Origin of the sequence: Uniformispora flossi, assembly GCF_049534875.1 — a bacterium.
GTDB lineage: Bacteria > Actinomycetota > Actinomycetes > Streptomycetales > Streptomycetaceae > Yinghuangia > Yinghuangia aomiensis.
On record NZ_JBMULZ010000030.1, the window covers coordinates 1 to 21524 of the forward strand.

The 21524-nt window shown below is 72.4% G+C and carries 25 protein-coding genes; 13 read left to right on the top strand and 12 right to left on the bottom strand.

The window, feature by feature from the left end:
• Positions 1-139 precede the first annotated feature (139 nt).
• Positions 140-817: a TetR/AcrR family transcriptional regulator gene (locus ACPA54_RS36740; RefSeq protein ID WP_423536579.1), complete on the bottom strand. Its 678-nt coding sequence runs from the start codon at positions 815-817 to the stop codon at positions 140-142.
• 121 nt (positions 818-938) lie between these two features.
• Here ACPA54_RS36740 and ACPA54_RS36745 point away from each other — a divergent pair, with 121 nt between their 5' ends.
• Entirely contained in the window at positions 939-1964 is a 1026-nt protein-coding gene (locus ACPA54_RS36745) for a hypothetical protein (protein WP_423536581.1), read from the top strand.
• Positions 1965-2018: 54 nt separating this feature from the next.
• Here ACPA54_RS36745 and ACPA54_RS36750 read toward each other — a convergent pair whose 3' ends face one another.
• From ACPA54_RS36750 to ACPA54_RS36765, 4 genes are all read right to left on the bottom strand, one after another.
• Positions 2019-2477, bottom strand: coding sequence for a hypothetical protein (locus ACPA54_RS36750; RefSeq protein WP_423536583.1), 459 nt, complete (start codon positions 2475-2477; stop codon positions 2019-2021).
• 189 nt (positions 2478-2666) lie between these two features.
• A complete protein-coding gene (locus ACPA54_RS36755; protein WP_423536585.1) occupies positions 2667-3116 on the bottom strand; it encodes a YybH family protein in 450 nt (149 codons plus the stop codon).
• Positions 3113-3973, bottom strand: coding sequence for an NmrA/HSCARG family protein (locus ACPA54_RS36760; protein ID WP_423536586.1), 861 nt, complete (start codon positions 3971-3973; stop codon positions 3113-3115). Before ACPA54_RS36760 ends, ACPA54_RS36755 begins: the two co-directional genes overlap by 4 nt.
• A gap of 325 nt (positions 3974-4298) precedes the next feature.
• Complete coding sequence (locus ACPA54_RS36765) at positions 4299-4829, bottom strand: ATP-binding protein (protein WP_423536588.1); 531 nt, start codon at positions 4827-4829, stop codon at positions 4299-4301.
• Positions 4830-4993: 164 nt separating this feature from the next.
• On the opposite strand from ACPA54_RS36765, the gene ACPA54_RS36770 reads away from it, so the two are divergent.
• From ACPA54_RS36770 to ACPA54_RS36780, 3 genes are read left to right on the top strand one after another with little or no spacing between them, the layout of a single operon-like run.
• Positions 4994-5809 (top strand): helix-turn-helix domain-containing protein, encoded by an 816-nt coding sequence (locus ACPA54_RS36770; protein WP_423536590.1) that lies wholly within the window; start codon positions 4994-4996, stop codon positions 5807-5809.
• Positions 5806-5997: a DUF397 domain-containing protein gene (locus ACPA54_RS36775; protein ID WP_423536592.1), complete on the top strand. Its 192-nt coding sequence runs from the start codon at positions 5806-5808 to the stop codon at positions 5995-5997. The genes ACPA54_RS36770 and ACPA54_RS36775 overlap by 4 nt, the downstream gene beginning before the upstream one ends.
• Before the next feature lie 10 nt (positions 5998-6007).
• Positions 6008-6256 (top strand): DUF397 domain-containing protein, encoded by a 249-nt coding sequence (locus ACPA54_RS36780; RefSeq protein ID WP_423536594.1) that lies wholly within the window; start codon positions 6008-6010, stop codon positions 6254-6256.
• A gap of 303 nt (positions 6257-6559) precedes the next feature.
• Here the strand turns inward: ACPA54_RS36780 and ACPA54_RS36785 are convergent, their stop codons facing one another.
• The 6 genes from ACPA54_RS36785 to ACPA54_RS36810 all read right to left on the bottom strand — a co-directional run bounded on the left by ACPA54_RS36785 (position 6560) and on the right by ACPA54_RS36810 (position 12112).
• Positions 6560-7063, bottom strand: a complete 504-nt coding sequence (locus ACPA54_RS36785) for a DUF4265 domain-containing protein (RefSeq protein ID WP_423536596.1) — start codon at positions 7061-7063, stop codon at positions 6560-6562.
• Between the two features lie 60 nt (positions 7064-7123).
• Complete coding sequence (locus tag ACPA54_RS36790) at positions 7124-7765, bottom strand: CoA transferase subunit B (protein WP_423536598.1); 642 nt, start codon at positions 7763-7765, stop codon at positions 7124-7126.
• The gene (locus ACPA54_RS36795; RefSeq protein ID WP_423536600.1) at positions 7765-8532 is read right to left on the bottom strand and encodes a CoA transferase subunit A; all 768 of its coding nucleotides are present in this window, start codon (positions 8530-8532) and stop codon (positions 7765-7767) included. The genes ACPA54_RS36790 and ACPA54_RS36795 overlap by 1 nt, the downstream gene beginning before the upstream one ends.
• 198 nt (positions 8533-8730) lie before the next feature.
• A complete protein-coding gene (gene fahA / locus ACPA54_RS36800; protein ID WP_423536602.1) occupies positions 8731-9963 on the bottom strand; it encodes a fumarylacetoacetase in 1233 nt (410 codons plus the stop codon).
• Positions 9960-10919, bottom strand: coding sequence for a hypothetical protein (locus ACPA54_RS36805; RefSeq protein WP_423536603.1), 960 nt, complete (start codon positions 10917-10919; stop codon positions 9960-9962). The genes fahA and ACPA54_RS36805 overlap by 4 nt, the downstream gene beginning before the upstream one ends.
• The gene (locus tag ACPA54_RS36810) at positions 10916-12112 is read right to left on the bottom strand and encodes a homogentisate 1,2-dioxygenase (RefSeq protein WP_423536604.1); all 1197 of its coding nucleotides are present in this window, start codon (positions 12110-12112) and stop codon (positions 10916-10918) included. Before ACPA54_RS36810 ends, ACPA54_RS36805 begins: the two co-directional genes overlap by 4 nt.
• A gap of 291 nt (positions 12113-12403) precedes the next feature.
• On the opposite strand from ACPA54_RS36810, the gene ACPA54_RS36815 reads away from it, so the two are divergent.
• The 8 genes from ACPA54_RS36815 (at position 12404) to ACPA54_RS36850 (ending at position 19871) form a co-directional block, all read left to right on the top strand.
• Entirely contained in the window at positions 12404-12745 is a 342-nt protein-coding gene (locus ACPA54_RS36815) for a hypothetical protein (RefSeq protein ID WP_423536605.1), read from the top strand.
• Positions 12742-13080 (top strand): type II toxin-antitoxin system PemK/MazF family toxin, encoded by a 339-nt coding sequence (locus ACPA54_RS36820; protein ID WP_423536607.1) that lies wholly within the window; start codon positions 12742-12744, stop codon positions 13078-13080. Before ACPA54_RS36815 ends, ACPA54_RS36820 begins: the two co-directional genes overlap by 4 nt.
• Before the next feature lie 72 nt (positions 13081-13152).
• Positions 13153-13782, top strand: coding sequence for a MarR family winged helix-turn-helix transcriptional regulator (locus tag ACPA54_RS36825; RefSeq protein WP_423536608.1), 630 nt, complete (start codon positions 13153-13155; stop codon positions 13780-13782).
• A gap of 137 nt (positions 13783-13919) precedes the next feature.
• Complete coding sequence (locus ACPA54_RS36830) at positions 13920-14327, top strand: YciI family protein (protein ID WP_423536609.1); 408 nt, start codon at positions 13920-13922, stop codon at positions 14325-14327.
• An 8-nt stretch (positions 14328-14335) separates the two neighbouring features.
• Complete coding sequence (locus tag ACPA54_RS36835; protein WP_423536691.1) at positions 14336-15481, top strand: RNA polymerase sigma factor; 1146 nt, start codon at positions 14336-14338, stop codon at positions 15479-15481.
• Positions 15482-16224: 743 nt separating this feature from the next.
• On the top strand, positions 16225-17205 hold the full coding sequence (locus tag ACPA54_RS36840) for a hypothetical protein (protein ID WP_423536611.1): 981 nt from the start codon (positions 16225-16227) through the stop codon (positions 17203-17205).
• A gap of 66 nt (positions 17206-17271) precedes the next feature.
• On the top strand, positions 17272-18477 hold the full coding sequence (locus tag ACPA54_RS36845) for a PLP-dependent cysteine synthase family protein (protein WP_423536612.1): 1206 nt from the start codon (positions 17272-17274) through the stop codon (positions 18475-18477).
• 230 nt (positions 18478-18707) lie between these two features.
• On the top strand, positions 18708-19871 hold the full coding sequence (locus ACPA54_RS36850; RefSeq protein ID WP_423536693.1) for an MFS transporter: 1164 nt from the start codon (positions 18708-18710) through the stop codon (positions 19869-19871).
• Here the strand turns inward: ACPA54_RS36850 and ACPA54_RS36855 are convergent.
• A complete protein-coding gene (locus tag ACPA54_RS36855) occupies positions 19846-20487 on the bottom strand; it encodes a methyltransferase domain-containing protein (protein ID WP_423536614.1) in 642 nt (213 codons plus the stop codon). The two genes, ACPA54_RS36850 and ACPA54_RS36855, sit on opposite strands and share 26 nt — an antisense overlap.
• 195 nt (positions 20488-20682) lie before the next feature.
• On the opposite strand from ACPA54_RS36855, the gene ACPA54_RS36860 reads away from it, so the two are divergent.
• Positions 20683-21399, top strand: a complete 717-nt coding sequence (locus ACPA54_RS36860) for a DsbA family oxidoreductase (RefSeq protein WP_423536615.1) — start codon at positions 20683-20685, stop codon at positions 21397-21399.
• Positions 21400-21524 lie beyond the last annotated feature (125 nt).

Consider the following 21524-nt stretch of genomic DNA (forward strand, 5'->3'; position numbering starts at 1 on the left):
GGGGGGGCGGGGCCCGGGGGTGGGGTGGGGGCCCGGGGGTGGGTCGGCCCGCGGGCCCGGGCCCCCGCCCCCCGCCGCCGGCCCGCCCCCCCGGGGGCGGGGGCCGCCGGGCCCCCCCCGCACCGCGCCCGACCTGGCTTCATGCCGGGTCGGGCGCGGTTTCGGTTTCGGCTTCTGCGTCGGCTTCGGCTTCGGCTTCGGCGGCGTCGAATGCGGGCGCGAGCGGGGCGAGCGCGGCGCGGAGCCGGTCGGGCAGGGATCCGGTGGGGACGACCAGTCCCCCGGCGTCGGCGCTCTCGGTCGGCCGGATCCAGCTCTCCACGGCGATGCGCACGGCCGCGGCCACGCTTGCCGCGAGAACGCGGGCGATCGGCACGTCGGCCCCGCTTCCCAGGCGTTCGGCGAGCACCGCCGTCAGCGGAGGCTCGATGGCGGCGGTGGCGTCGAGGAAGGCGTGCCGGAGCGCGGGGCGGGTGGTGATGAGCAGCAGCTGGGGGGCGTGGTCGTCGGTGGTCGTGTACTGCTCGACCACGGCGTCGGTGACGGCGTCCGCGAGGCGCACGCCCGAAGGTCGGGCGGCGACCGCGGCCGCGATCCGGGCTTCCCGGTCGGCGGTGACCGCGGAGACGATCGCCTGCTCGCGGCTCGCGAAGTAGTTGTTGTAGGTGCGCGGGGAGACTCCGGCGGCCTCCGCGATGTCCTCGACCCGCACGTTGTCGGGCCCGCGTTCCAGGGCCAGGCGCAGCGCGGCTTCGCGCAGTGCCTCGCGGGTGGCCTGCTTCTTCCGGTCCCGCAGCCCCGGCGGTGGTGTCGTCACGGCGCCAGGCTCCCACACGGAACTGCGTGCGCGCAAAATTGCGCGACCGCAAACTTGCGTACACGCACTTTTCTCTGCCAGTCTCGGCCGCCTACCGAGACCGACCGAAGGGGACGCCGCCATGCGGGCACGAGGCATGACCTACGACACCGGATTCGTCGTGCACGGCCGGACCTCCCGGGAGCACTTCGACCCGGCGGTCGTGCGGCGCGAACTCGCGATCATTCGCGACGACTTGCACTGCAACGCGGTGCAGATCATCGGCGGCGACCCGGAGCGCTTGGACATGGCCGCTTCTGCCGCGTCCGAACTCGGGCTGGAGGTCTGGTTCTCCCCCTATCCGCTGGAGCTGGACCCGGAGCAGATCCTCACTCTCTTCCGCGACTGCGCCGAGCGGGCGGAGCGGCTCCGGCAGCAGGGCGCGGAGGTCGTGTTCGTCGCCGGGGTCGAACTCAGCGTCATGAACCGCGGATTCCTGCCAGGCGACAGCGCGGAGGAGCGGGTGGCAGCACTGTTGAGCGATCCCGGGCGTCGGGCCGAAGCGATGCGCGCGGTAGGCGTGCGGGTCAACGATTTCCTCCGCGAGGCCGTGGCCGCGATCCGCGACCACTTCCACGGCAAACTCACCTATGCGTCCATCCAGTTCGAACAGGTCGACTGGACGCCGTTCGACTTCGCGACGTTCGAGCTGATCCGCTCCGCGGAGGTCGCCGACCGCTTCCGGGAGGGAGTGCGGATCTTGGCCCAAGGCCCGAAGCCGCTCGCCATCACCGGCTTCGGCACCGCGGCCTACCGCGGCGCGGGCGACCGCGGCGGCCGGGTGCTGGAAGTCGTCGAGCACAACCCGGAGACAAAGGCCCCGCTTCGCTTGGACGGCGTCTACGAACGCGACGAGCCGGGCCAGGCAGCCTACTTGGCCGAACTCCTGGAGATCTTCGAGTCCGAGGGCGTGGACAGCGCCTTCGTGTACCTGTTCGCCCTGCCCGGGTACCCCCACCGTCCCGACGGCGACCCCCGGGACGACTTGGACCGGGCAAGCCTCGGCATCGTCAAACTCCTCGAAGACCGGCGCGGCGAGACGTACCCCGACATGGAATGGGAACCGAAAGCGGCCTTCAGCGCGGTGGCGCAGCGGTATCGGAAGTGAGGCTCCGGCTTGGGGGTGCGCGGTTCGCCTGGGGGTCGGTCGCCTGAGCCTTGCCTACGGACAGATCCAGCAGTACAGGCGATGCCCGCAGGCGACCGCCCGGTTCGCCAACTCAGCCAGGCTGCGCAGGAAATCGCCCATGTCTTCGATCTGCTCCGCGTCGGGGGCGCTGAAGAACTCTCCCGACGCCGCCCACCCCTGCGCCACTTCGCCCAGCAACTCACGATCGAAGGCAGCCAGCCGGTCCCGGAACACATCGGTGAGCGCCACGCCGACCACCTCACCGTCTCCGACCATGGCAATCAGACATCCGTGGCGGGGGTCGGCCTGGACCTCCGCCTCGGTTCTGCCGGTGACGAGCACCTCGGCAGGCACCAGAGCCACCACGGGATCGATGCCTTTGACCACCAACTCGTCGTACCCGGAGCCAATTGGCTCATCGTCCTCACGCACGACGGCGCGACCGGCATCTTGGTCATCGGCTGCGGCGTAGTAGCCGAACAGGACCCCCATGAGCGTGAGCATTCCATGGGCTGCCGACAGTCAGACGGAACAGAATCCGGTGACCAACTTCTGTGATGCGGCGCGTCCCCTCGGCGCACAGCAGTCGATGAACGAGGGAAACACCAGGTCAGCGGCCTGCACCGACCCGGTTGCCGGGCGAAGGACCCGACCCCACAGAGCCGCGCACCGCGGATGGGATCAGGCGGTGGCGACGGGCGTTGTCTGCGCCAGTGCGATGCGCCAGTCGCCGTTACCGGTGCGCACCACGAGGTAGGTGAGGCTTGCGGTGGTGGGCAGGCGCGTGCTGTCGGAGCCTCGCGCGCCGGGATCCCGTCCGTCCGAAACGTGCTTGATGCAGCTCACGATCGCGCTCCCCGGGTCCACAGCACGAATGTCGACGATTTCTGGTCGGGTGCGTACCTGCGCCAGGGGTGAGGCCAAAGCTGCTGCTCTGACGTGCCGCAGGTCGGCCTTGCCCAGGACCCGCCGTCCGGCGACGTTGACGATGACAACATCGTTGGTGTGCAGGTCGAGGAACGGTTCGAGGTCGTGCTGGCGGCGTTCGGCGTCGGCGACCAGCCTTCGAATCGCGGCCAGTTGTTCGGCGTCGACGTGTTCGACGGGGAAGGTTTGCTCGGGCTGGTTCACGCGTCGGCCTCCTGGTGTTCGCGTGCCTTGGCGGGCGTAAGGCGCTGGGCCAGGAACTGTTCGAACGTCAGCATCTCCGGATGTTGGCGGCGCAGAGCGGGGATGTCGGCCTGGTAGCCCTCTTCGGCGAACCACTCGAACATGCGCTCCTTGATCGGGAGGACTTCCAGGCGGGTGGGCACGCCGGTGATGCGCTGGTAGGTTTCGGCGACCCGGGGGAACGTCAGTTCGTCGCCGGCGAGCGCGAGCGCGTGGCCGACGAACCGGTCCGGGTCGTCGAATGCGTCGGCGGCGAACACGCCGATGTCGTCGGTGGCGATGAACTGCATGGGCCGGACGGGGTCGACCGGCAGCGACAAGACGCGCTCGCCGTCCGTCTTCGCGTAGTGGAGCAGGTTGTTCATGAAGAACACCGGGCGCAGGATGGTGGCGGGCAGGCCGAGGGCCCGGATGTGGCGTTCGATCTCGGCCTTGCTTTCGAAATGGTCGATGCCGGTGCCGCGTTCCGCTCCGTCGACGGAGCTGTACACCAGGTGTGCGACGCGCAGTTCGGCGGCGATGTCCGCCACGGTCTTGCCTTGGCGGACTTCGGCGGCCAGGGTGTGCGGCTCGTACGCCAGTGCTTGAACGCTGAATACCCCTCGGACACCTTCCATCGCTGTGCGGAGTGACGCGGCGTCGTCGAGGTCGCCTTGGACGAGTGCCGCTCCGTGGCGCCGCAGGTCCTGGGCGGCGGGCTGGTCGGGATCACGTACCAGGGCCCGGACTCGTCGGCCGCGTGCGAGCAGTTCGCGTGCGGTGGCGCCGCCTTGGTTGCCGGTGGCGCCGATGACGAGGACGGGTTCGTGTGCAGGCATGGCGAAGCCCTCTCGCCGAATCGGAGTGGATTGCTCCGAATAAGCTAACCCGGAGCGAATCGCTCCGCAAGGCGCACCCTGAGGCCATGCCTCCGTACCGCCCAAACGCGGCCCGCAAGCCCGCGCAGCGCGCAACGACCAGGCGCTCCTGGAAGCGGGAGACGGGCGCATGAGCCTTCGCCTGTGTCCATGACGCAGGTACGACTTTGCCCACGAGAACCGGTTCCGGGGTCGGGTCCTTCGCCCGGCAACCGCGTCGGTGCAGGCCGCTGACCTGGTGTTTCCCTCGTTCATCGACCGCTGTGCGCCGAGGGGATGCGCCGCATCACCAACCGCATCCAAAACCTGGGCCAGAGCCGGAAGCGGCCTCCACGATGACCGTCAGCTCGCACCATACGGTCTTGCCCCCGCCCGCCGGCGTGCCGCTCCGGCAGTCCGCCGGTGCCGGGTAGGCACCCCAGCGGTCCGCGAGCGCGGTCACCAGGGCGAGGCCGCGGCCGGACACGTCGTCGGGCGACGCGTGGCGTGGGCGCGGGAGTTCGGTCGCGCCGTCGGAGACCTCGATGCGGAGCAGGCCGAAGGCGAGGAAGCAGCGCACGGTGATCAAGTCCGGCGACGTGCTGGCCGGTACGGCGGCTCCGTACCGGTAGGCGTTGGTGACCAGTTCGCTGACGAGCAGGGCGGCGGTGTCCGCGGAGTCCGCCGCGATCCCCCACTCGTCCGCGTGTTCGTGGAGCAGCAGCCGAGCCCCGCCGGCGCAGCGTGGGTCGCGGACGAACTGCCACTCGGCTTGGTGGCGGGATTTCGACCATGCGAAGGGTGCGGGGGCGGTCAAGGCCAGGGGGTGCGCGTCCATTGCCGTCCTGGGATCTCGGGGCCGATCGGTGGCCGGCTGCCGCCGATGGCGAATGTGTGGGTTCCGTGCAATCGCCCTCCAGCCTGCGTTTTGCTGCTTAACCTGCTCAGTAGCGACCCGGGTACGCAGCGTGGCGTCCCGGTGGTGTCGAAGGGGAGGAAGGCATGACGGAGACGGGTTCCCAGCCGCCGATGGCGTGGCGGTACTGCGGAAATCAAGTCAAGCTGTGGCGCACCCGCGCGGGCGTCAGTAGGGAGCAACTGGCGGACGAGGCCGGGTACGGCGCCGAGACGATCAAGTCGATGGAACAGGGCCGCCGCCGCGCGACCGTGCACGTGCTGACGATCGCCGACGAGATGTGCGGCGCGAACGGGCTGTTGCTGGCGGCGCAGGACTACTTGAAGCCGGAGAAGTTCCCGCCGCGCACCCGCGAGTTCATGGATGCGGAAGAGGCTGCGATCTCGATCAACTCCTACGAGTTGGGCTTGATCCCGGGGTTGCTGCAAACCGAAGAGTACGCGCGCGCTCTGATCAGCGACTCGTGCCCGCCGCTGGACGACGAGACCATCGACGAACGTGTGGCCGCGCGCATGCAGCGCCAGGAGAAGCTGACGCGCAAGCCCTACGCGCAGTTCGGGTTCATCGTCTACGAGGCCGCGCTGCGCAGCATGGTCGGCGGACGCGACGTGATGAAGCGCCAGTTGCGCCACCTGCGCGAAGTCGGCGTGTTGCGCAATGTCTCCATTCAGGTACTCCGCGCCGACAGCAGCACGACGCTGGGCCTGAGCGGCCCCGTGGTGCTGCTGGAAACAGCCGAACACGAGCAATACGCCTACGTTGAAGGGCCCGAGACGAGCGCCCTCTACTCCTCACCGGAGACGATCCACCAGCTGACTCAGCGTCATGGCATGATGCAGGCGCGAGCCCTCAATGTGGAGGATTCTGCGCGATACATCACGGAGCTAGAGGAGCATCTGTGAACGGCGAACTGGCGTGGCGCAAGTCCAGTCACAGCGACGACCAAGGCGGCAACTGCGTCGAGGTTGCCACCACCTCGGGCCTGATCCTGCTGCGCGACTCCAAGGTCACCGCGGGGCCGCGGCTGGCTATCGGCGCCGACGCCTGGAACGCGCTTCTGTCGGCAACAGCATGCGATCCGAAGGGCTAGGAGAGGGACCGTGAACGGCGAACTCGTCTGGCGCAAATCCAGCTACAGCGACCACCAAGGCGGCGCGTGCGTCGAGGTCGCGTGGCGCAAGTCCAGCTACAGCGATCACCAGGGCGGCGAATGCGTCGAGGTTGCCACCACCGCCCCAGGCCTGATCCTGCTCCGCGATTCCAAGATCACCGCAGGCCCACGGCTGACGGTCGGTCCCACTGCCTGGAACGCCCTCCTGTCCGCAACAGCGCGTGACCTGAAGGCCTGAGCCCACGCAGTCGACGTGTAGTTGCGGATGCATGCCCGCAACTACACCTATACGGCGGTCCGCACGGGGAGGTCCGGCAGTCGCGGCGCCCTGGCCCTCTACCTCGCGCTTTGATGCGCCGCAACGCCCGCAAGAGCGTGCTCGTGAAGTCGCGCAGCACAAAGCTGCTTTCCGCAAAGCGATTTCCGACGCAACGTGCGGGCGTGCGGCCGCGCCGGGCTCCACGCCCCACGGCCCCCAAGCCCTCGGACCCCACCCACCGGGCCCTCCCACGCGAACCGCAGGCCACCGCGGCCCCGCCCCCTACGCCTCGCGCCAAGCCTCCGTCACGCTTCCCTCCACGAAGTGCCACCACCCCTCCCCCTGCCGCCGGACCAGCAGCGCCTTGATCGCTCGCAGATCCGCGCCGGCCGGAACATCGAAGGCAACCAGCGGAAACTCATCGCTGAAAGCCTCGCCGCTCAGGCCGAGCCGGGCCAGGCGTTCGCGTACCGCCGCCGCGCTCCGCCCGAGCGGGCCGTCCGGGACGGGCAGCACGCGGATCGTGCAGCCGCCCGACGACGCGACCTGCGCGACCGCCCAATGCACCCCGTCGCCATCAGTCGTGAACCGCACGATGTCGCCGCAAGCGACCCCGTCCTGCAGGAACGGCACGTTCTCGATCCGTGCCGTATCCGCGCCCATCTGAACCGCCCACAGCCCCTCGCGGTCGTGCGGCAGCCAGCCGTCCCGCGGCACGAATCGGAACCACACCTTGATCAACGGCACTTCGGCCGCGACGGACTCACCTGCACCGGGGACACTCATGGCCGCCATGATCGCGTAGCCGGCACCGGGAGCACGTGCCGGCCTGCGAGCGCCTCACCCTCATACCTTGACGGGCACCGCGATCTCCGCCCCGGTTTTCGCCCGAACCTCGTCCACCCGGACATACGGGGCGAGTTCGACCAGGCGCAACCCCTCCGGAGTGACGTCCAGGACCGCCAGGTCGGTGATGATCCGGTGCACGCAGGCCCGTCCGGTCAGCGGGAGAGTGCAGGTGTCGACGATCTTCGGGCTGCCGTCCTTGGCCGTGTGTTCCATCAGGACGACGACGCGGCGGGCGCCGTGGACCAAGTCCATGGCGCCGCCCATGCCTTTGACCATCTTCCCCGGGATCATCCAGTTCGCGAGGTCGCCGGAAGCGGACACCTGCATCGCGCCGAGGATGGCCATGTCGATGTGGCCGCCGCGGATCATGCCGAAGGACAACGCCGAGTCGAAGCAACTGGCGCCGGACACGAGGGTGACGGTTTCCTTGCCCGCGTTGATCAGATCCGGGTCGACGTCGTAGACGTGCGGGTACGGGCCCACGCCCAGCAGGCCGTTCTCCGACTGCAGGAAGACCTCGACGCCGGGCGGGATGTGGTTGGGGACCAGGGTGGGCAGGCCGATGCCGAGGTTGACGTAGGCGCCGTCGGTGAGTTCGGCGGCGGCGCGCGCCGCCATGAGTTCGCGTGTCCAGGCCATCAGCGTCCCGCCTCCACTCGGATCGTGCGCTTCTCGATGTGCTTGTCGGCGGCCTGCTCCCACGTCAGCGGCACCACGCGCTGCACGAACACGCCCGGCAGGTGGATCTCGTCGGGGTCCAGCTCGCCCGGCCGGACGATCTCCTCGACTTCGGCGATGGTGACGCGCCCGGCCATCGCCGCGAGCGGGTTGAAGTTGCGTGCCGAGCGGTCGAAGACGAGGTTGCCGTGCCGGTCGCCGCGGGCCGCGCGGACCAGCGCGTAGTCGGTGGTGATGCCGCGTTCGAGGATGTACTCGGTGCCGTCGAAGTCGCGGACTTCCTTGGCCGGGGAGGCGACCGCGACGCCGCCGTCGGCGTCGTACCGCCACGGCAGCCCGCCGTCGGCGACCTGGGTGCCGACGCCCGCCGGGGTGTAGAACGCGGGGATGCCGCAGCCGCCCGCGCGCAGCCGTTCGGCCAACGTCCCCTGCGGGACGAGTTCGAGTTCGATCTCGCCCGCCAGGTACTGCCGCGCCAGTTCCTTGTTCTCGCCGACGTACGAGCCCGTGGCGCGCGCGATGCGGCCCGCACCGAGCAGCAGGCCGAGGCCCAGGCCGTCGACGCCGCAGTTGTTGGAGACGACCGCGAGGCCGCCCGCGCCTTGTTCGTAGAGCGCGGCCAGCAGCACGGTCGGGATCCCGCAGAGCCCGAAGCCGCCTACCGCGAGCGTCGCGCCCTCGGGTATGTCCGCGACGGCATCTGCCGCCGATCCGACCACCTTGTCCATGGGGGTGGGGTCCTTTGCTGGGGGACGTGTGCTGGGCGGGACCGCGCCGCCTCGGGAAGTTCGGGGGCGGGGCAGCACGGCACCGGTCGTGCGGTGGTGCAGCAGTGCGGTGGTGCGCTGTGCGATGTGCGATGTGCGGTCCTGCGGTCGTGCGGTGGTGCGCGGCGGCCGGGGCGGGGGGCGCCCCGGCCGGCCGGGTCAGCCGGCGGCGGGCCGGATCCGCCCGGTCACCGCGCCGAAGCCGACCCGGGTGCCGTCCGGGCCGGGCGCGGTGGCCGTGATCACGACTTCGTCGCCGTCCTCCAGGAACCCGCGGGTGGTGCCGTCCGGCAGCTTGAGCGGGTCCTGTCCGTTCCAGGTGATCTCGATGAACGCGCCGCGCCGGTCGCGATCGGGGCCGCTGACCGTGCCGGACGCATAGAGGTCGCCGGTGCGCAGCGATGCGCCGTTGACCGTCATGTGGGCGAGCTGCTGCGCGGCCGTCCAGTACATGCCCTTGAACGGCGGCCGCGAGATCTCGTGCCCGTTGAGGGCGACCGCGATGTCCAGGTCGAGCCCGGCCGGTGCGGCGGCCGCGTCGTCGAGGTAGGGCAGCAGCGGCACGTCGCGGGCGGGCGGTGCGACCCACGCTTCGGCGAGGGCGTCGAGCGGGACGATCCACGGGGAGACCGACGTCGCGAACGACTTGCCGAGGAACGGGCCGAGCGGCACGTACTCCCAGGCCTGGATGTCGCGCGCCGACCAGTCGTTGACCAGGCACACGCCGAACACGTGGTCGCGGAAGTCGGCCAGGGCGACGGGCTCGCCGAGCTTGGACGGGGTGCCGACGACGAATCCGACCTCGGCTTCGATGTCCAGGCGCCGCGACGGCCCGAACGTCGGCGCGGCGTCCGCGGGGGCCTTGCGCTGCCCGGACGGGCGAACGACGTCGGTGCCGGACACCACGACCGTCCCGGAGCGGCCGTGGTAGCCGATCGGCAGGTGCTTCCAGTTCGGGGTGAGCGGCTCGGAGTCGGGGCGGAAGATCCGGCCGAGGTTGGTCGCGTGGTCTTCCGACGCGTAGAAGTCGACGTAGTCGGCGACCTCGAACGGCAGGTGCAGGCGCGCGTCCTGAAGCGGGGTCAGGTTCGGCAGCACGTCGTGCCGGTAGCCGGGGTCGGTGAGCCAGGCGGTGATCTCCGCGCGCACGGTCGTCCACACCGGGCGTCCGGCGGCCATCAGCGGGTTGAGCGTGGCCGCGGACAGCAGGGCGGCGTGGTCCGATCCGGTGGCCTGGGCGACGGCGCCCGCGTCGAGGACCGCGTTCCCGACGGCGACGCCGACGCGCGGCGACGGGTCCTCGGTCGTGGTGAAGACGCCGTACGGGAGATTGTGGATGCCGAAGGGCGAATCGGCGGCGACCGTACTGGCCGGCAGCCAAGTGGACGTCACGGGTGCTCCTGGGATTCCGGGGTCGGGCGGGCAGCGGATTCCGGCTTGTCTACGCGCGGCGACCGTAGCGCGGTTGCCCCCGGCGGGGCGACAAACCCCAGGTCGACGAGGTCGGCGAGGGGGTCCTCGATGCTGCACGAGCCGAACGCGGTGAACCGGGTGCGGGCGGCGGCGAGCGCCGCGGGCGTCTGCTCGCGCAGCAGCGCGACGAGTTCGGTGTCCTCGCTGCGGAGCAGTCCTTCGGCGATCTCGGGGCCTTCGTCGTTCTCCATACCGGCCGCGGCGACCAGCACGTTGAGGAACCCGTGGTGCACGAACCCGGTGTCCGGGTCGGTGTGCCGGAGCGCGTTGTGCAGACCGGCGGTGAGCTTGAACGGCAGGCGGCGGTCGACGCACCCGGCGAGGAACGCGGCGAGCGCGGGCGCGCTCGGGAACGCGCCGGCGGTGGTGCCGCCGGTGCGGAACTTCGCCCGGTGCCGGGTCCCGGCGAGGGCGCCCAGTGCCGCGTCCAGGTCGGCATCCGCCGGGATCTCGACGGCGCCGGCCACGTCTTCGGGCACGTGCTCGTGGTACGCGGCGACGATCGCCTCCGGCGTGCCGCCCGCGGTCTCCACGCCGTCGAGCACCAGGCCGGGCGTGCCGATGACCGCGGCCACGGCCGGTCCGACGCCCTCGGCACCGCCGGGGACCACGACGGCGACCCGCAGGGGGCGTTGCGGGTCGGCGAGCGCGACCAGGCCGGGGAGCTTGGCGGCGGAGACCAGGAACGGGCCGACCAGGTCGGCGTACCAGGCCTCGCGGTGCCGGTGGTGGGCTTCGACCGCGTCCGCGAGCGGGAGGTTGCCGGGCGGGAAGATCGCGGCGTCGTCGACGAGGCCGTGGAACAGGGCGGGGATGGTGCCGGGCGCGGCGGCGAGCGGGTCGTCGCCGTGTACCGGGTCGGGGGTGGTGGTCACGAGGCGGGCTCCCGTCCCGACCAGGTCCACGCATAGGCCGGGTCTTCCGCGGCGAGGCCGCCTTCGCCGAGTTCCAGAGGGCGGAAAGTGTCCACCATGACCGCGAGTTCGTCGAAGAAGTGGACGCCGATGCTGCGCTCGTACGCGCCCGGCTGCGGGCCGTGCGCGTGGCCGCCGGGGTGCAGGGAGATCGAGCCCTGGCCGATGCCGGAGCCCTTGCGGGCTTCGTAGTTGCCGCCGCAGTAGAACATGACTTCGTCCGAGTCCACGTTCGAGTGGTAGTACGGCACCGGGATCGACAGCGGGTGATAGTCCACCTTGCGCGGCACGAAATTGCAGATCACGAAGTTGTCACCCTCGAATACCTGGTGCACGGGCGGCGGCTGGTGCACGCGCCCGGTGATCGGCTCGAAGTCGGCGACGTTGAACGCGTACGGGTACAGGCAGCCGTCCCAGCCGACCACGTCGAACGGGTGATGCGGGTACGTGTACCGCGTGCCGACCGGGGCGCCCTGCGCGCCGCGGTGCTTGACCAGCACGTCGACGTCCACGCCTTCGGCGACGAAGGGCTCGTCGGGGCCGCGGAGGTCGCGTTCGCAGTAGGGCGCGTGTTCGAGGAACTGGCCGTACTTGGACAGGTAGCGCTTGGCCGGGCTGATATGGCTGTTCGCCTCGATGCAGTACGCGCGCAGCGGCTCCTCGCCGGTCGGCACCCAGCGGTGCGTGGTGGCGCGCGGGAGCAGCACGTAGTCGCCCTGGCCGACGGTGAGCGCCCCGAAGACGGTCTCGACGACGGCGTTGCCGGACTCGACGTAGACGCATTCGTCGCCGAGCGCGTTGCGGTACAGCGGGCTCGCGGCGGTCGCGACGACGTAGGAGATCCGCACGTCGGCGTTGCCCAGGACCAGGCGGCGGCCGGTGACGGCGTCCGCCCCGTCCTGCCCCGCGAACAGCGTGTGCAGCTTGAGGTGCCGCGGCTTGAGCGGGTGGTTGGGTGTGGTGGCCTGGTCGGGCAGCTCCCAGGCCGCGGCATCGACGATCGCCGACGGGATGTGGCGGTGGTAGAGGAGCGAGGAGTCGGAGAAGAAGCCTTCCTCGCCCATCAGCTCCTCGTAGTAGAGGCCGCCGTCGGGGGTGCGGTGCTGGGTGTGCCTTTTGTGCGGCACCGACCCGAGCCGCCGGTAGTAGGCCATGACGTCACACCCTCGATTCGTGCGCGGCGGTGCTGCGGTGCGCTCTTGCCGGGGCGGTGCCCCGACGGTGGAGCGATATGCGTGCTTGCGTGCCGGGTTGCGGAACGCCTGCCTGTGCCCGTTCCCGGGTGGCGGGAGATCCAACCGGGAAACTCTGTAAAACCTTTTACTAATTCGGAGCGTAGCACCGGGGATGATGGCCGACCAGCCCCGCGCGAGCCCGCTTGACGCGACGGCGACGCCGGGCGATTCTGGGTGTATGACATTTGTAAGACAGAGTGGAGGTGAGCGATGAGTGCCGCCGCAGCGTCCCGGAAGAAGGCCGAGAAACCGGCGGCCGCAGCGCACGCCCGGCTGCCGCAGGGGGGCGAACCGGGCCCGAGCAAGCTGGCCCAGGTCCGGCTCCGGCCCGACGAACTCGACGCGCTGCACGAAGTCATGCGCGTGCTCGATCTCAGCTCGACCTCGGAAGCGCTGCGCGAGGGGCTGCGGTTGCTCTCCCGCGAGGCCGCCGAAGTCGGAGCGGCCCGGGAACTGCGCGCGTTCTACGCCGGACAGCCCGCACCCCTGCCCGCGGGGACGGCCGACGTCGACGAGGACGAACTCGCGGAAGCGGACCGGATGCAGTGGTGACACCCGGTAACGCCTTGCGCGGCGAGGTATGGGTTTGCGCACTGCCCCAGCCCGTGGGCCCGCACCCCGTCGTCATTCTGACCGTGAACCGAATCGCCGAGCCGCTGTCCGCCGTGACCGTCGCGGTGGTCACGGGAACAGCCGGGCCGGCAGTCACACATATCCCTCTCGGGACCGAGTCAGGACTGACCAAGTACGCCGAGTCCTACGTCAACTGCACGGACCTCCACACCGTGGCCAAGCCGAGGCTCCGGCGGCGGCTCGGCTTGCTGGCACCGGCCGAACTACGGCAGGTCGAGAACTCGGTGCGCTTGATCCTCGGGCTCCAGCACTGATGCGCAGGCAGCGCGCCGACCTTCCGCGTCGGCGCGCCCGGGGTTCGCGGACCGGGCGCGTACCCTGACCGGGTGCCCGACCCCGCCGCTCCCCCCGCCGGACCTGCTGCCGGCTCTGCTTCCGGACCTGCCGAGTTCGCCGCGTCCGCCGTGCCCGATCGCGGCCCCGACGGGCCGGATGCGGCCGCGGGCGTCGACTTCCTGTCCTTCGTCGACTTCGCGGTGCGCCGCGCGGCGGAGCTGCAGCCCGGGCAGGACGGCGCCGCGCAGCGGCTGATCCTGCTGCTGAACCGGGTGGCGAGCGTGGTGACGTACGACCTCGAATCCGCCGTCCACCGGCCGCACGGGTGGACGTGGTCGGGCTTCCGGCTGCTCAACGTGCTGTACCTGGCGGGGCCGACCGAGGGAAAGCGGATCGCCGCGATGTCCGGCATGAGCCGCGCCGCGGTGTCCAGCCTCGCCAACACGCTGGAGAAGCAGGGGCTCGTCACCCGCGAACAGGCGGCACACGACGGACGCGCGGTCACCCTGCGGCTCACCGCCTCCGGCGAGGCGGCGATGTCGGCCGCCTACCGCGAGCACAACGCCCGCGAACGCCGGTGGGCCGACGGCCTCACCGAGGCCGAGTGCGAGACCCTCACCGCCCTGCTCGGCAAGCTGGCCGCACACGCGACGAGCGACTGGGTGCGGCGGCGGGACTGACCGCGGGACGGCCGGCTTCCCCGGGCCGAAAAAATTCTCCGGGAAATTTCGCCGGCCGTGTCGAGAACGCGCGGCGTGCTCCGTCCCCGGGCTGAACGCGGCCACACTGGGTCGCACCAGCACCGAGGAGAACCACCATGGCCAAGTACCTGCTGCTGAAGCACTACCGCGGCGCTCCGGACCCGGTCAACAACGTGCCGATGGACCAGTGGACGCCTGAGGAGGTCACCGCGCACATCAAGTACATGAACGACTTCGCGGCCCGGCTCGAAGCCACCGGCGAGTTCGTCGACGCCCAGGCGCTCGCCCCCGAGGGCACGTGGGTCAGCTACGACGGCGAGGGCCGCCCGCCGGCCACCGACGGCCCCTTCGCCGAGACCAAGGACCTGGTCGCGGGCTGGATGGTCATCGACGTCGACAGCTACGAACGCGCCGTCGAACTGGCCGGCGAGCTGTCCGCGGCCCCCGGCGCGGGCGGCAAGCCGATCCACGAGTGGCTCGAACTGCGGCCGTTCCTCACCGCGGCACCCACCGTCACGGAGTGACCGTGCCGATGGACGAGGCGCTGATCCGGCGTCTCACGCCGCACGTGCTGGGCATCCTCGTCCGCCGCGGAGCAGACTTCGCGGCGGCCGAGGACGCCGTCCAGGAAGCGCTGATCGAGGCGATACGGAGCTGGCCGGCCGACCCCCCGCGGGATCCGAAGGGCTGGCTGGTCACCGTCGCCTGGCGCAAGTTCCTCGACGCGGCCCGGGCCGACGCCGCCCGGCGGCGGCGCGAGGACCTCGTCGACGAGGAACCGGCGCCGGGGCCCGCGCGCGAGGCGGACGACACGCTCCGGCTGTACTTCCTGTGCGCGCACCCATCGCTGACCCCGGCGTCCGCGGTGGCGCTGACGCTGCGTGCGGTCGGGGGTCTGACGACCCGGCAGATCGCCCAGGCGTATTTGGTGCCCGAGGCGACGATGGCGCAGCGGATCAGCCGGGCGAAGCGCACGGTGTCCGGTGTGCGGCTCGACCAGCCGGGCGACGTGGCCACCGTGCTGCGGGTGCTCTACCTGGTCTTCAACGAGGGCTACTCCGGGGACGTCGACCTCGCCGCCGAGGCCATCCGGCTCACTCGGCAGCTCGCGGCGGGCATCGACCACCCGGAAGTCGCGGGACTGCTCGCGCTGATGCTGCTCCACCACGCCCGGCGCGCGGCCCGCACGGCGCCGGACGGCAGCCTGGTCCCGCTCGCCGAACAGGACCGGAGCCGCTGGGACACGGCAGCGATCGCCGAGGGAGTGGTGGTGCTCCAGGCCGCGCTCGCCCGCGACCGGCTCGGCGAGTTCCAGGCCCAGGCCGCAATCGCGGCACTGCACGCCGACGCGCCGAGGGCGGAGGAGACCGACTGGGTCCAGATCGTCGAGTGGTACGACGAACTTGCCGCGCTCACCGACAACCCGGTGGTCCGCCTCAACCGCGCGGTGGCGGTGGGCGAGGCCGACGGCCCACGCGCGGGCCTGGCGGAACTGGCCACCCTGGACGCCACGCTCCCCCGCTACACGGCGGCGTCGGCCTACCTCCACGAACGCGCCGGCGACACGGACACCGCGGCGCGCCTGTACGCGGAAGCCGCCCTCCACGCCCCGAACCTGGCGGAACGGAACCACCTGACGCGGGAGGCGGCCCGGTTGAACACGCGGGGGCGGGGCTGAGGAAGGGGGCGACGCGGCGGCGTCGCGCTCGGTTTCCTGCGGACAGGGACGGTTCGCCGGCGCGGGCTTCGGGTCGCCGGGGCGGCTGGGGCGGATCCGCGCCGCGGACAGGACGGCGACGCCCTCGGCGGGCGCCGGACGCAGCTCCATCGCGGGCGGCGGGGCGGCAGCGCGAGGGGGCGTGAGCCCATCTCGCGCACCCCCTCCGCACAGCCCGCCCGGACCGCGCCGCCGTCGGCACGGCAACCGCACGGGGTCCCGGTCCGCTCCGGCGCGCGCCCTCCGGGTGCCCGAAATCGCGCTCCCCCGCTGCCCGGTCCCCGCCGCCCCGGGACACCCCGACCGCACGCCGCCACGCCCTGGCGCTCGGCGAACAAACCGATCCCCCCACCCCCACCTGCGCACCCCCGAACCCGACCTGACCCGCGCCCCGGCGACACCGCGCGGTGCCGCACCCTCGTCGCCCCGAAATCGCGTAACCCCACAGCGCAGCCTGCGCCGACGCAGCGGCCACCCACGCGCGCGGCCCGGCGCAACACCACGCCGTCCGTCCCTTCCGACTCGGCCACCGCGAATCTCTGCCCGCGTCCTCCCTTCCCCACCTGTTCACTCGAACGAGGCAGCGGTTCGCGACTCTTCGCGTTCAAGTGCTTACTATCAGTGCCATGGCGGCGACTCTGCCCGGTTCGGGCAGCCCTCGGCCGCGCTCTCGTCGGGGCGGAACCCCCGCGGGTGGCGCCGCGGTGGGGCGCGCGCGAGCGCAGTCGGAAGCCGCAGCGCCCGAGCTGTCGCCACGTCGGGGCACGGCGCGTCGGGGCACAGCGCGTCGGGGCGAAGCCGACACCTCCGCGTCGAAGCGTGCCCGGCGCGGCCTCCCGCGCCTCCTCGTCGCCGTCGCACTGGCCGCCGTCGCGCTGCTCACGCTGGCGCACGGTTTGGCATGTGCGCCGCACGGGGCCTCCGGCGGGTCGGATCACACGAGCGTCCTCGCCAACCCGGTCTCCGCCGCCCTGCCGATCGCGCCGCATGCCGCACCGCGCGGTACGGCGCACTTCGATACGCGGCCCGCCCCGCCCCGGCACGGCGGCTTCTTCGCCTACGCCCCGCTGCCCGACGCCGCCGTCCCCCGCGACGCGCTCGACGCGCTCGCGCCCGACGTCTTCCCGCCCGGCCGGGCCGTCCCGGACACCGGCGCCGACGGCCCCTGGTCGGTCACCGCCGCGGCCAACCACACCCGCACCCCGGACGACGGCACCCGCGTCGGCGACCTCGGCACCGACCGGACCACCGACTCCGACGCCGACCGGGCCCTCAACCCCCGTACCGCCGACCGCGCCCAGGCCCGCACGGGATCGCCGTACGCTCCCCCCACCAACACGATCCGTGTCGCCGCCGCGGTGGCCGGGGTGACCGCGCACAGCGCCGCCTCGGCGCACCCGGCCGACACCCCGGCCGCCGCGGCGCCCGACGGCCCGGCCGACGGCACCGGCGAGCCCGCCGAACTCCCCTGCGACACCCCGGCGGGCTGTGCCCGCCAAGCCGTGCCGAACACCGCCGCTCCACCCCTCGGCGGTGCGTCGCCGCTCCTGCCGCCGCCGCCCGTCGCCGCCGACCCGTCCGGCGACCCGGGGCCGCTCGCCCCGCTGGCCCGGCAGCGTTGTGTGAAGCGGGCATTGCCCGGGCACCGCCCCGTCCTCGACCTCGTCTGCGTGAGCCGGACCTGACCGGCGGCGCCGTCACGCGCCGCCGCCCCGTCCCGCCCCGTTCACGCTCACCGTCCAGAGGACCCCATGCACCGCACCGCCCTGTCTTCCGCCCTGCCCGCGACGCCCCTGCCCGCGACGCCCCTGCCCCCAACGCCCTTGCCCGCGACAGCCCTGCCCACGACGACCCTGCCCACGTCCGCCCACGCCACGGGCGATGCCCCGGAACAGCCCGGCCGCCTCCCCGTCCCCGTCCGCACTCCCGCCGGCCTGGTCGGCAACACCCCGGTGCTGTGCATCGGCGCGCCGCTCGCCCCTTCCGGCCGGTCGTTCTGGGCCAAGCTCGAAGGCGCCAACCCCGGCGGCATCAAGGACCGCGCCGCGCTGCACATGGTCGCCCGCGCCAGGGCGCGCGGCGTGCTGGCGCCGGGCGCGCGGATCGTCGAGTCGACGTCGGGCACGCTCGGCCTCGGGCTGGCGCTCGCCGGGCTGACGCACGGGCACCCGGTCACGCTGGTCACCGATCCGGGCATGGAGCCGCCGCTGCTGGGGCAGTTGCGGGCGTACGGCGCGGACGTCCAGGTCGTCGACCGCCCGCACGACCAGGGCGGCTGGCAGCGGGCCCGCTGCGAACGCGTCGCCGAACTGCTCGCCGCCGAACCGGGCGCGTGGTGCCCGGACCAGTACGGCAACCCGGACAGCGTCGACGCCTACACCGCCCTCGGCCTCGAACTCGCCGCGCAGCTCGGCCGGGTGGACGTGCTGGTCGCCGCGGTCGGCACCGGCGGCCACTCGGCCGGCACCGCGCGCACGCTGCGGTCGCTGAGCCCGGGGCTGCGGCTGGTGGGCGTCGACTCGGTCCGCTCGACGATCTTCGGCCAGCCCGCCGGGCCGCGGCTGATGCGCGGTCTGGGCAGCAGCATCCATCCGGGCAACGTCGACCACGACGCGTTCGACGAGGTGCACTGGGTCGCACCCGCGGAAGCGGTGTGGGCGTGCCGGGCGTTGGCCCGGCACCACCGGGCGAGCGGCGGCTGGAGCGTCGGCGCCGTGGCCTTGGTCGCCGGGCGGCTCGCGGGCGAACTGCCGCCGCACACCCGGATCGCCGCGGTGTTCCCGGACGGCATGCACCGCTACTGCGGCACCGTCTTCGACGACGCCTGGTGCGCCGCCCGCGGCCTGACCGCGACCGCGCCGCCGGAACCCCCGCTCACCCTGCACGACCCGGGTACCGAGATCGCCGAGCGCTGGACCCGCTGGACCCGCCGCCCCACCCCGGAGGCCGCGGCATGACCGCCCGACCGGAAAGCGGCCCGAACCCGACGGGCCGCACGCGCGGGAACCTTGCCTCGGGTCCGACCGGCCACGCCGACAGCCCAGCCGCCCCCGACGCATCCACCGCGGGGCCCGCCGCCGCCCACGCGGCACCGTCCGCGGCCGGGCCTGCCCCCCAAGCCGACCCCAAACCCGCCCTCCCCCTCAGCACCACTTGGCGCGCCTTCCCCGTCCCCCTCCGCTTCCTGATGGTCAACCAATTCACCATCAACGCGGGCTTCTACATGCTCATGCCGTACCTGGCCGCGCATCTCGCGGGCCCGCTCGGACTGGCCGGCTGGGCGGTCGGCTTCGTGCTGGGCGTGCGCAACCTGAGCCAGCAGGGGCTGTTCCTGCTCGGCGGCGCGCTCGCCGACCGGTACGGCCGCAAGCCGATGATCGTCGCCGGCTGCCTCCTGCGCACCGGCGGGTTCGCGCTGCTCGCGGTGGCGACGTCGCTGCCCGCGCTGGTGGCCGCCTCCGCGGCCACCGGCTTCGCGGGGGCGCTGTTCAATCCCGCGGTGCGCGCGACGGTGGCGGATCAGGCGGGCGACCGCCGTGTGGAGGCGTTCTCCGTCTTCAACCTCTTCTACCAGGCGGGCATGTTCGCCGGGCCGCTCATCGGACTCGCCCTGCTGGCCTTTGAATTCCGTTGGGTCGCCGCCGGAGCCGCGGTGCTGTTCGCGGTGCTGAGTGTGTGTCAGATCCTGTTGCTGCCGCGTGACGCGAAGCCCGCGGCCGGGCGCGTCGGGGTGCTGGCGTCCTGGCGCGAGGTGTTCGCCAACCGCCGCTTCCTGGCCTTCTCCGCGGCGATGACCGGCACCTACGTGCTGTCCTTCCAGGTCTACCTGGCGCTCCCGCTCCAAGCCGAGCGGGCGTTCGGCGACGCCGGGGACACCGCCACGACCGCGCTGTTCGCGGTATCCGCACTTACCGGCGTGCTGGCGCAAGGCCGGCTCACCGCATATGCCCGCGCCCGCTGGTCGCCCGGCCGGGCGATCGCACACGGCGCGGCGCTGATGGGCGCCGCGTTCGTCCCGCTGCTGCTGTCCGGCGGCCTGGCGGCGCTGCTCGCGACGACGGCGCTGCTGGCCGCGGGGTCGGCGCTCGCCTACCCGTTCGAGATGGACACCGTCGTGCGGCTGTCCGGCGGCCGGCTCGTCGCCACCCACTACGGCCTCTACAACACCGTGTGCGGAGTCGGCATCACCGTCGGCACGATCGGCACCGGCGCACTGTGGGACGCGTCCGCGCGCGCCGGGCTGACCGCGCTGCCGTGGCTGCTGATGGCGGCGACGGGCCTCGGGTGCGCCGCGTGTGTGGCGGCGTTGGACCGGTCGGGGCGGCTCAGGCTCGCGCACTCCCCCGGATGATCGGCTTTGCCGGGGCCGGGTTGCGGCCGAGGACCACGTCCTCGGCCGCGACGTCGGCGAATCCGGCCCGCTCGAACGCGGCCACCGGGTCGCGGGTCAGCAGGCAGCCGCCGAACAGCCGCTTCCACACCGGCTCGATGCGCTGCTGCGTGCGCCGCGCCTTCGCCGACGGCGCGCCGACGTGCTCGATGAACAGCACCTTGCCGCCCGGCTTCAGCACCCGCTTGGCCTCGGCCACGGCCTTGTCCAGGTCGGCGACGGAGCACAGCACGAGGGTGAACACGACGGTGTCGAACTGCCCGTCGGCGTACGGAATCCGCTCCGCCGGGGCGGGCATCAGCTCGACCGGCACCGGCGCGCGGTCGAGCCGGGTGCGCAGCACCTTGAGCATGGCCGGGTCGGGTTCGACGACGCTGAGCCGGTCGGCGTTGACGTAGTGCGGCAGGTTCCCGCCCGTCCCGGCGCCGATCTCCAGTACCTTGCCGGTCGCCTCGGCCAGCAGCGCGGCCCGTACTTCGGCGAACCCCGCCCGGTCGGTGACGTCGCAGAGGCGGCGGTAGAAGACGGCGAAGACGGGGTGGCTGCGCACGGGGCGCGCGGTGGTTGCGTCGGCCATGCCCCGAACGTACGCCCCCGCATGCGCTCCCGGGAGGCCCTTGCGCAAGCGCCCGGCCCGGGGCCCGAGCCCGCGTGCGCCGGGGGTCGGGGGCGGGGGCCGGAACATTCCGCCGTTGAGCTTGGTTGAATGGTCAAGGACCTGCGGCGCGGGTCCGGTTTCGTGTGCTCGGGTGCCGTGGGAAGTGGGACGAAAGTGCTGGTTGAGGTCTACAGCGACATAGCGTGTCCGTGGTGCTACGTCGGGAAGCGCCGGTTCGAGAAGGCGCTCGCCGAGTTCGCCGGTGCGGACGCCATCGAGGTGGTCTACCGCCCGTACCAGCTCGACCCGACGACGCCGGAGCAGGCGGCGCCGCTGTCCGAGCATCTCGCGGCGAAGTTCGGCGCCGACGCGCTGCCGGCGATGCACGCGCGGCTGAACGAGGTCGGCATGGGCGAAGGCATTTCCTTCGACTTCGACAAGGCGCTGTCGGCGAACACGTTCACCGGGCACCGGCTGCTGTGGCATGCGCTCGACGCGTACGGCCGCGACACCCAGGCCGCGCTCAAGGACCGCCTGCTGAAGGCCTACTTCAGCGAGGGCGCGAACGTCGGCGACCACGCGCAGCTGGTGGATGCGGCCGTGGAGGCGGGCATGGACCGCGACCGCACCGCGGCGTTCCTGGCGTCCGACGCGGGCGTCGAGGAGACCCGCCGGGAGATCGACGAGGCGCGGCAGATCGGCGTGACGGCCGTGCCGACGTTCGTGTTCGCGGGCAAGTGGGCGGTGCAGGGCGCGCAGGAGACCGAGACGTTCGCGCGGGTCCTCGCCCAGGTCACCGAGCAGGTCGCGGCCGAGGCCCCCGCCGCCGCCGAAGCAGCCAAGCCCGGCGAGGCAGGCGACGACTGCGCGGACGGCGCCTGCGCGGTCTGATCCGCGGCGACAACCGGAATTCCGCGTCCCCGACGGCCCGTCCACCCGACACCGAGGTGGGCGGGCCGTCGAGGTGTGCCGCGCGGACGGTGCTCAGCCACCCTCCCCGCGGCCCCGCGCCGGCG

Coding starts and splice junctions, on each gene's coding strand:
- ACPA54_RS36745 (WP_423536581.1), top strand. CDS start 939: ATGCGGGCACGAGGCATGACCTACGACACCGGATTCGTCGTGCACGGC.
- ACPA54_RS36750 (WP_423536583.1), bottom strand. CDS start 2,477: ATGGGGGTCCTGTTCGGCTACTACGCCGCAGCCGATGACCAAGATGCC.
- ACPA54_RS36760 (WP_423536586.1), bottom strand. CDS start 3,973: ATGCCTGCACACGAACCCGTCCTCGTCATCGGCGCCACCGGCAACCAA.
- ACPA54_RS36765 (WP_423536588.1), bottom strand. CDS start 4,829: ATGGACGCGCACCCCCTGGCCTTGACCGCCCCCGCACCCTTCGCATGG.
- ACPA54_RS36770 (WP_423536590.1), top strand. CDS start 4,994: ATGACGGAGACGGGTTCCCAGCCGCCGATGGCGTGGCGGTACTGCGGA.
- ACPA54_RS36785 (WP_423536596.1), bottom strand. CDS start 7,063: ATGAGTGTCCCCGGTGCAGGTGAGTCCGTCGCGGCCGAAGTGCCGTTG.
- ACPA54_RS36790 (WP_423536598.1), bottom strand. CDS start 7,765: ATGGCCTGGACACGCGAACTCATGGCGGCGCGCGCCGCCGCCGAACTC.
- ACPA54_RS36795 (WP_423536600.1), bottom strand. CDS start 8,532: ATGGACAAGGTGGTCGGATCGGCGGCAGATGCCGTCGCGGACATACCC.
- ACPA54_RS36810 (WP_423536604.1), bottom strand. CDS start 12,112: ATGGCCTACTACCGGCGGCTCGGGTCGGTGCCGCACAAAAGGCACACC.
- ACPA54_RS36815 (WP_423536605.1), top strand. CDS start 12,404: ATGAGTGCCGCCGCAGCGTCCCGGAAGAAGGCCGAGAAACCGGCGGCC.
- ACPA54_RS36830 (WP_423536609.1), top strand. CDS start 13,920: ATGGCCAAGTACCTGCTGCTGAAGCACTACCGCGGCGCTCCGGACCCG.
- ACPA54_RS36835 (WP_423536691.1), top strand. CDS start 14,336: ATGGACGAGGCGCTGATCCGGCGTCTCACGCCGCACGTGCTGGGCATC.
- ACPA54_RS36845 (WP_423536612.1), top strand. CDS start 17,272: ATGCACCGCACCGCCCTGTCTTCCGCCCTGCCCGCGACGCCCCTGCCC.
- ACPA54_RS36850 (WP_423536693.1), top strand. CDS start 18,708: ATGGTCAACCAATTCACCATCAACGCGGGCTTCTACATGCTCATGCCG.
- ACPA54_RS36855 (WP_423536614.1), bottom strand. CDS start 20,487: ATGGCCGACGCAACCACCGCGCGCCCCGTGCGCAGCCACCCCGTCTTC.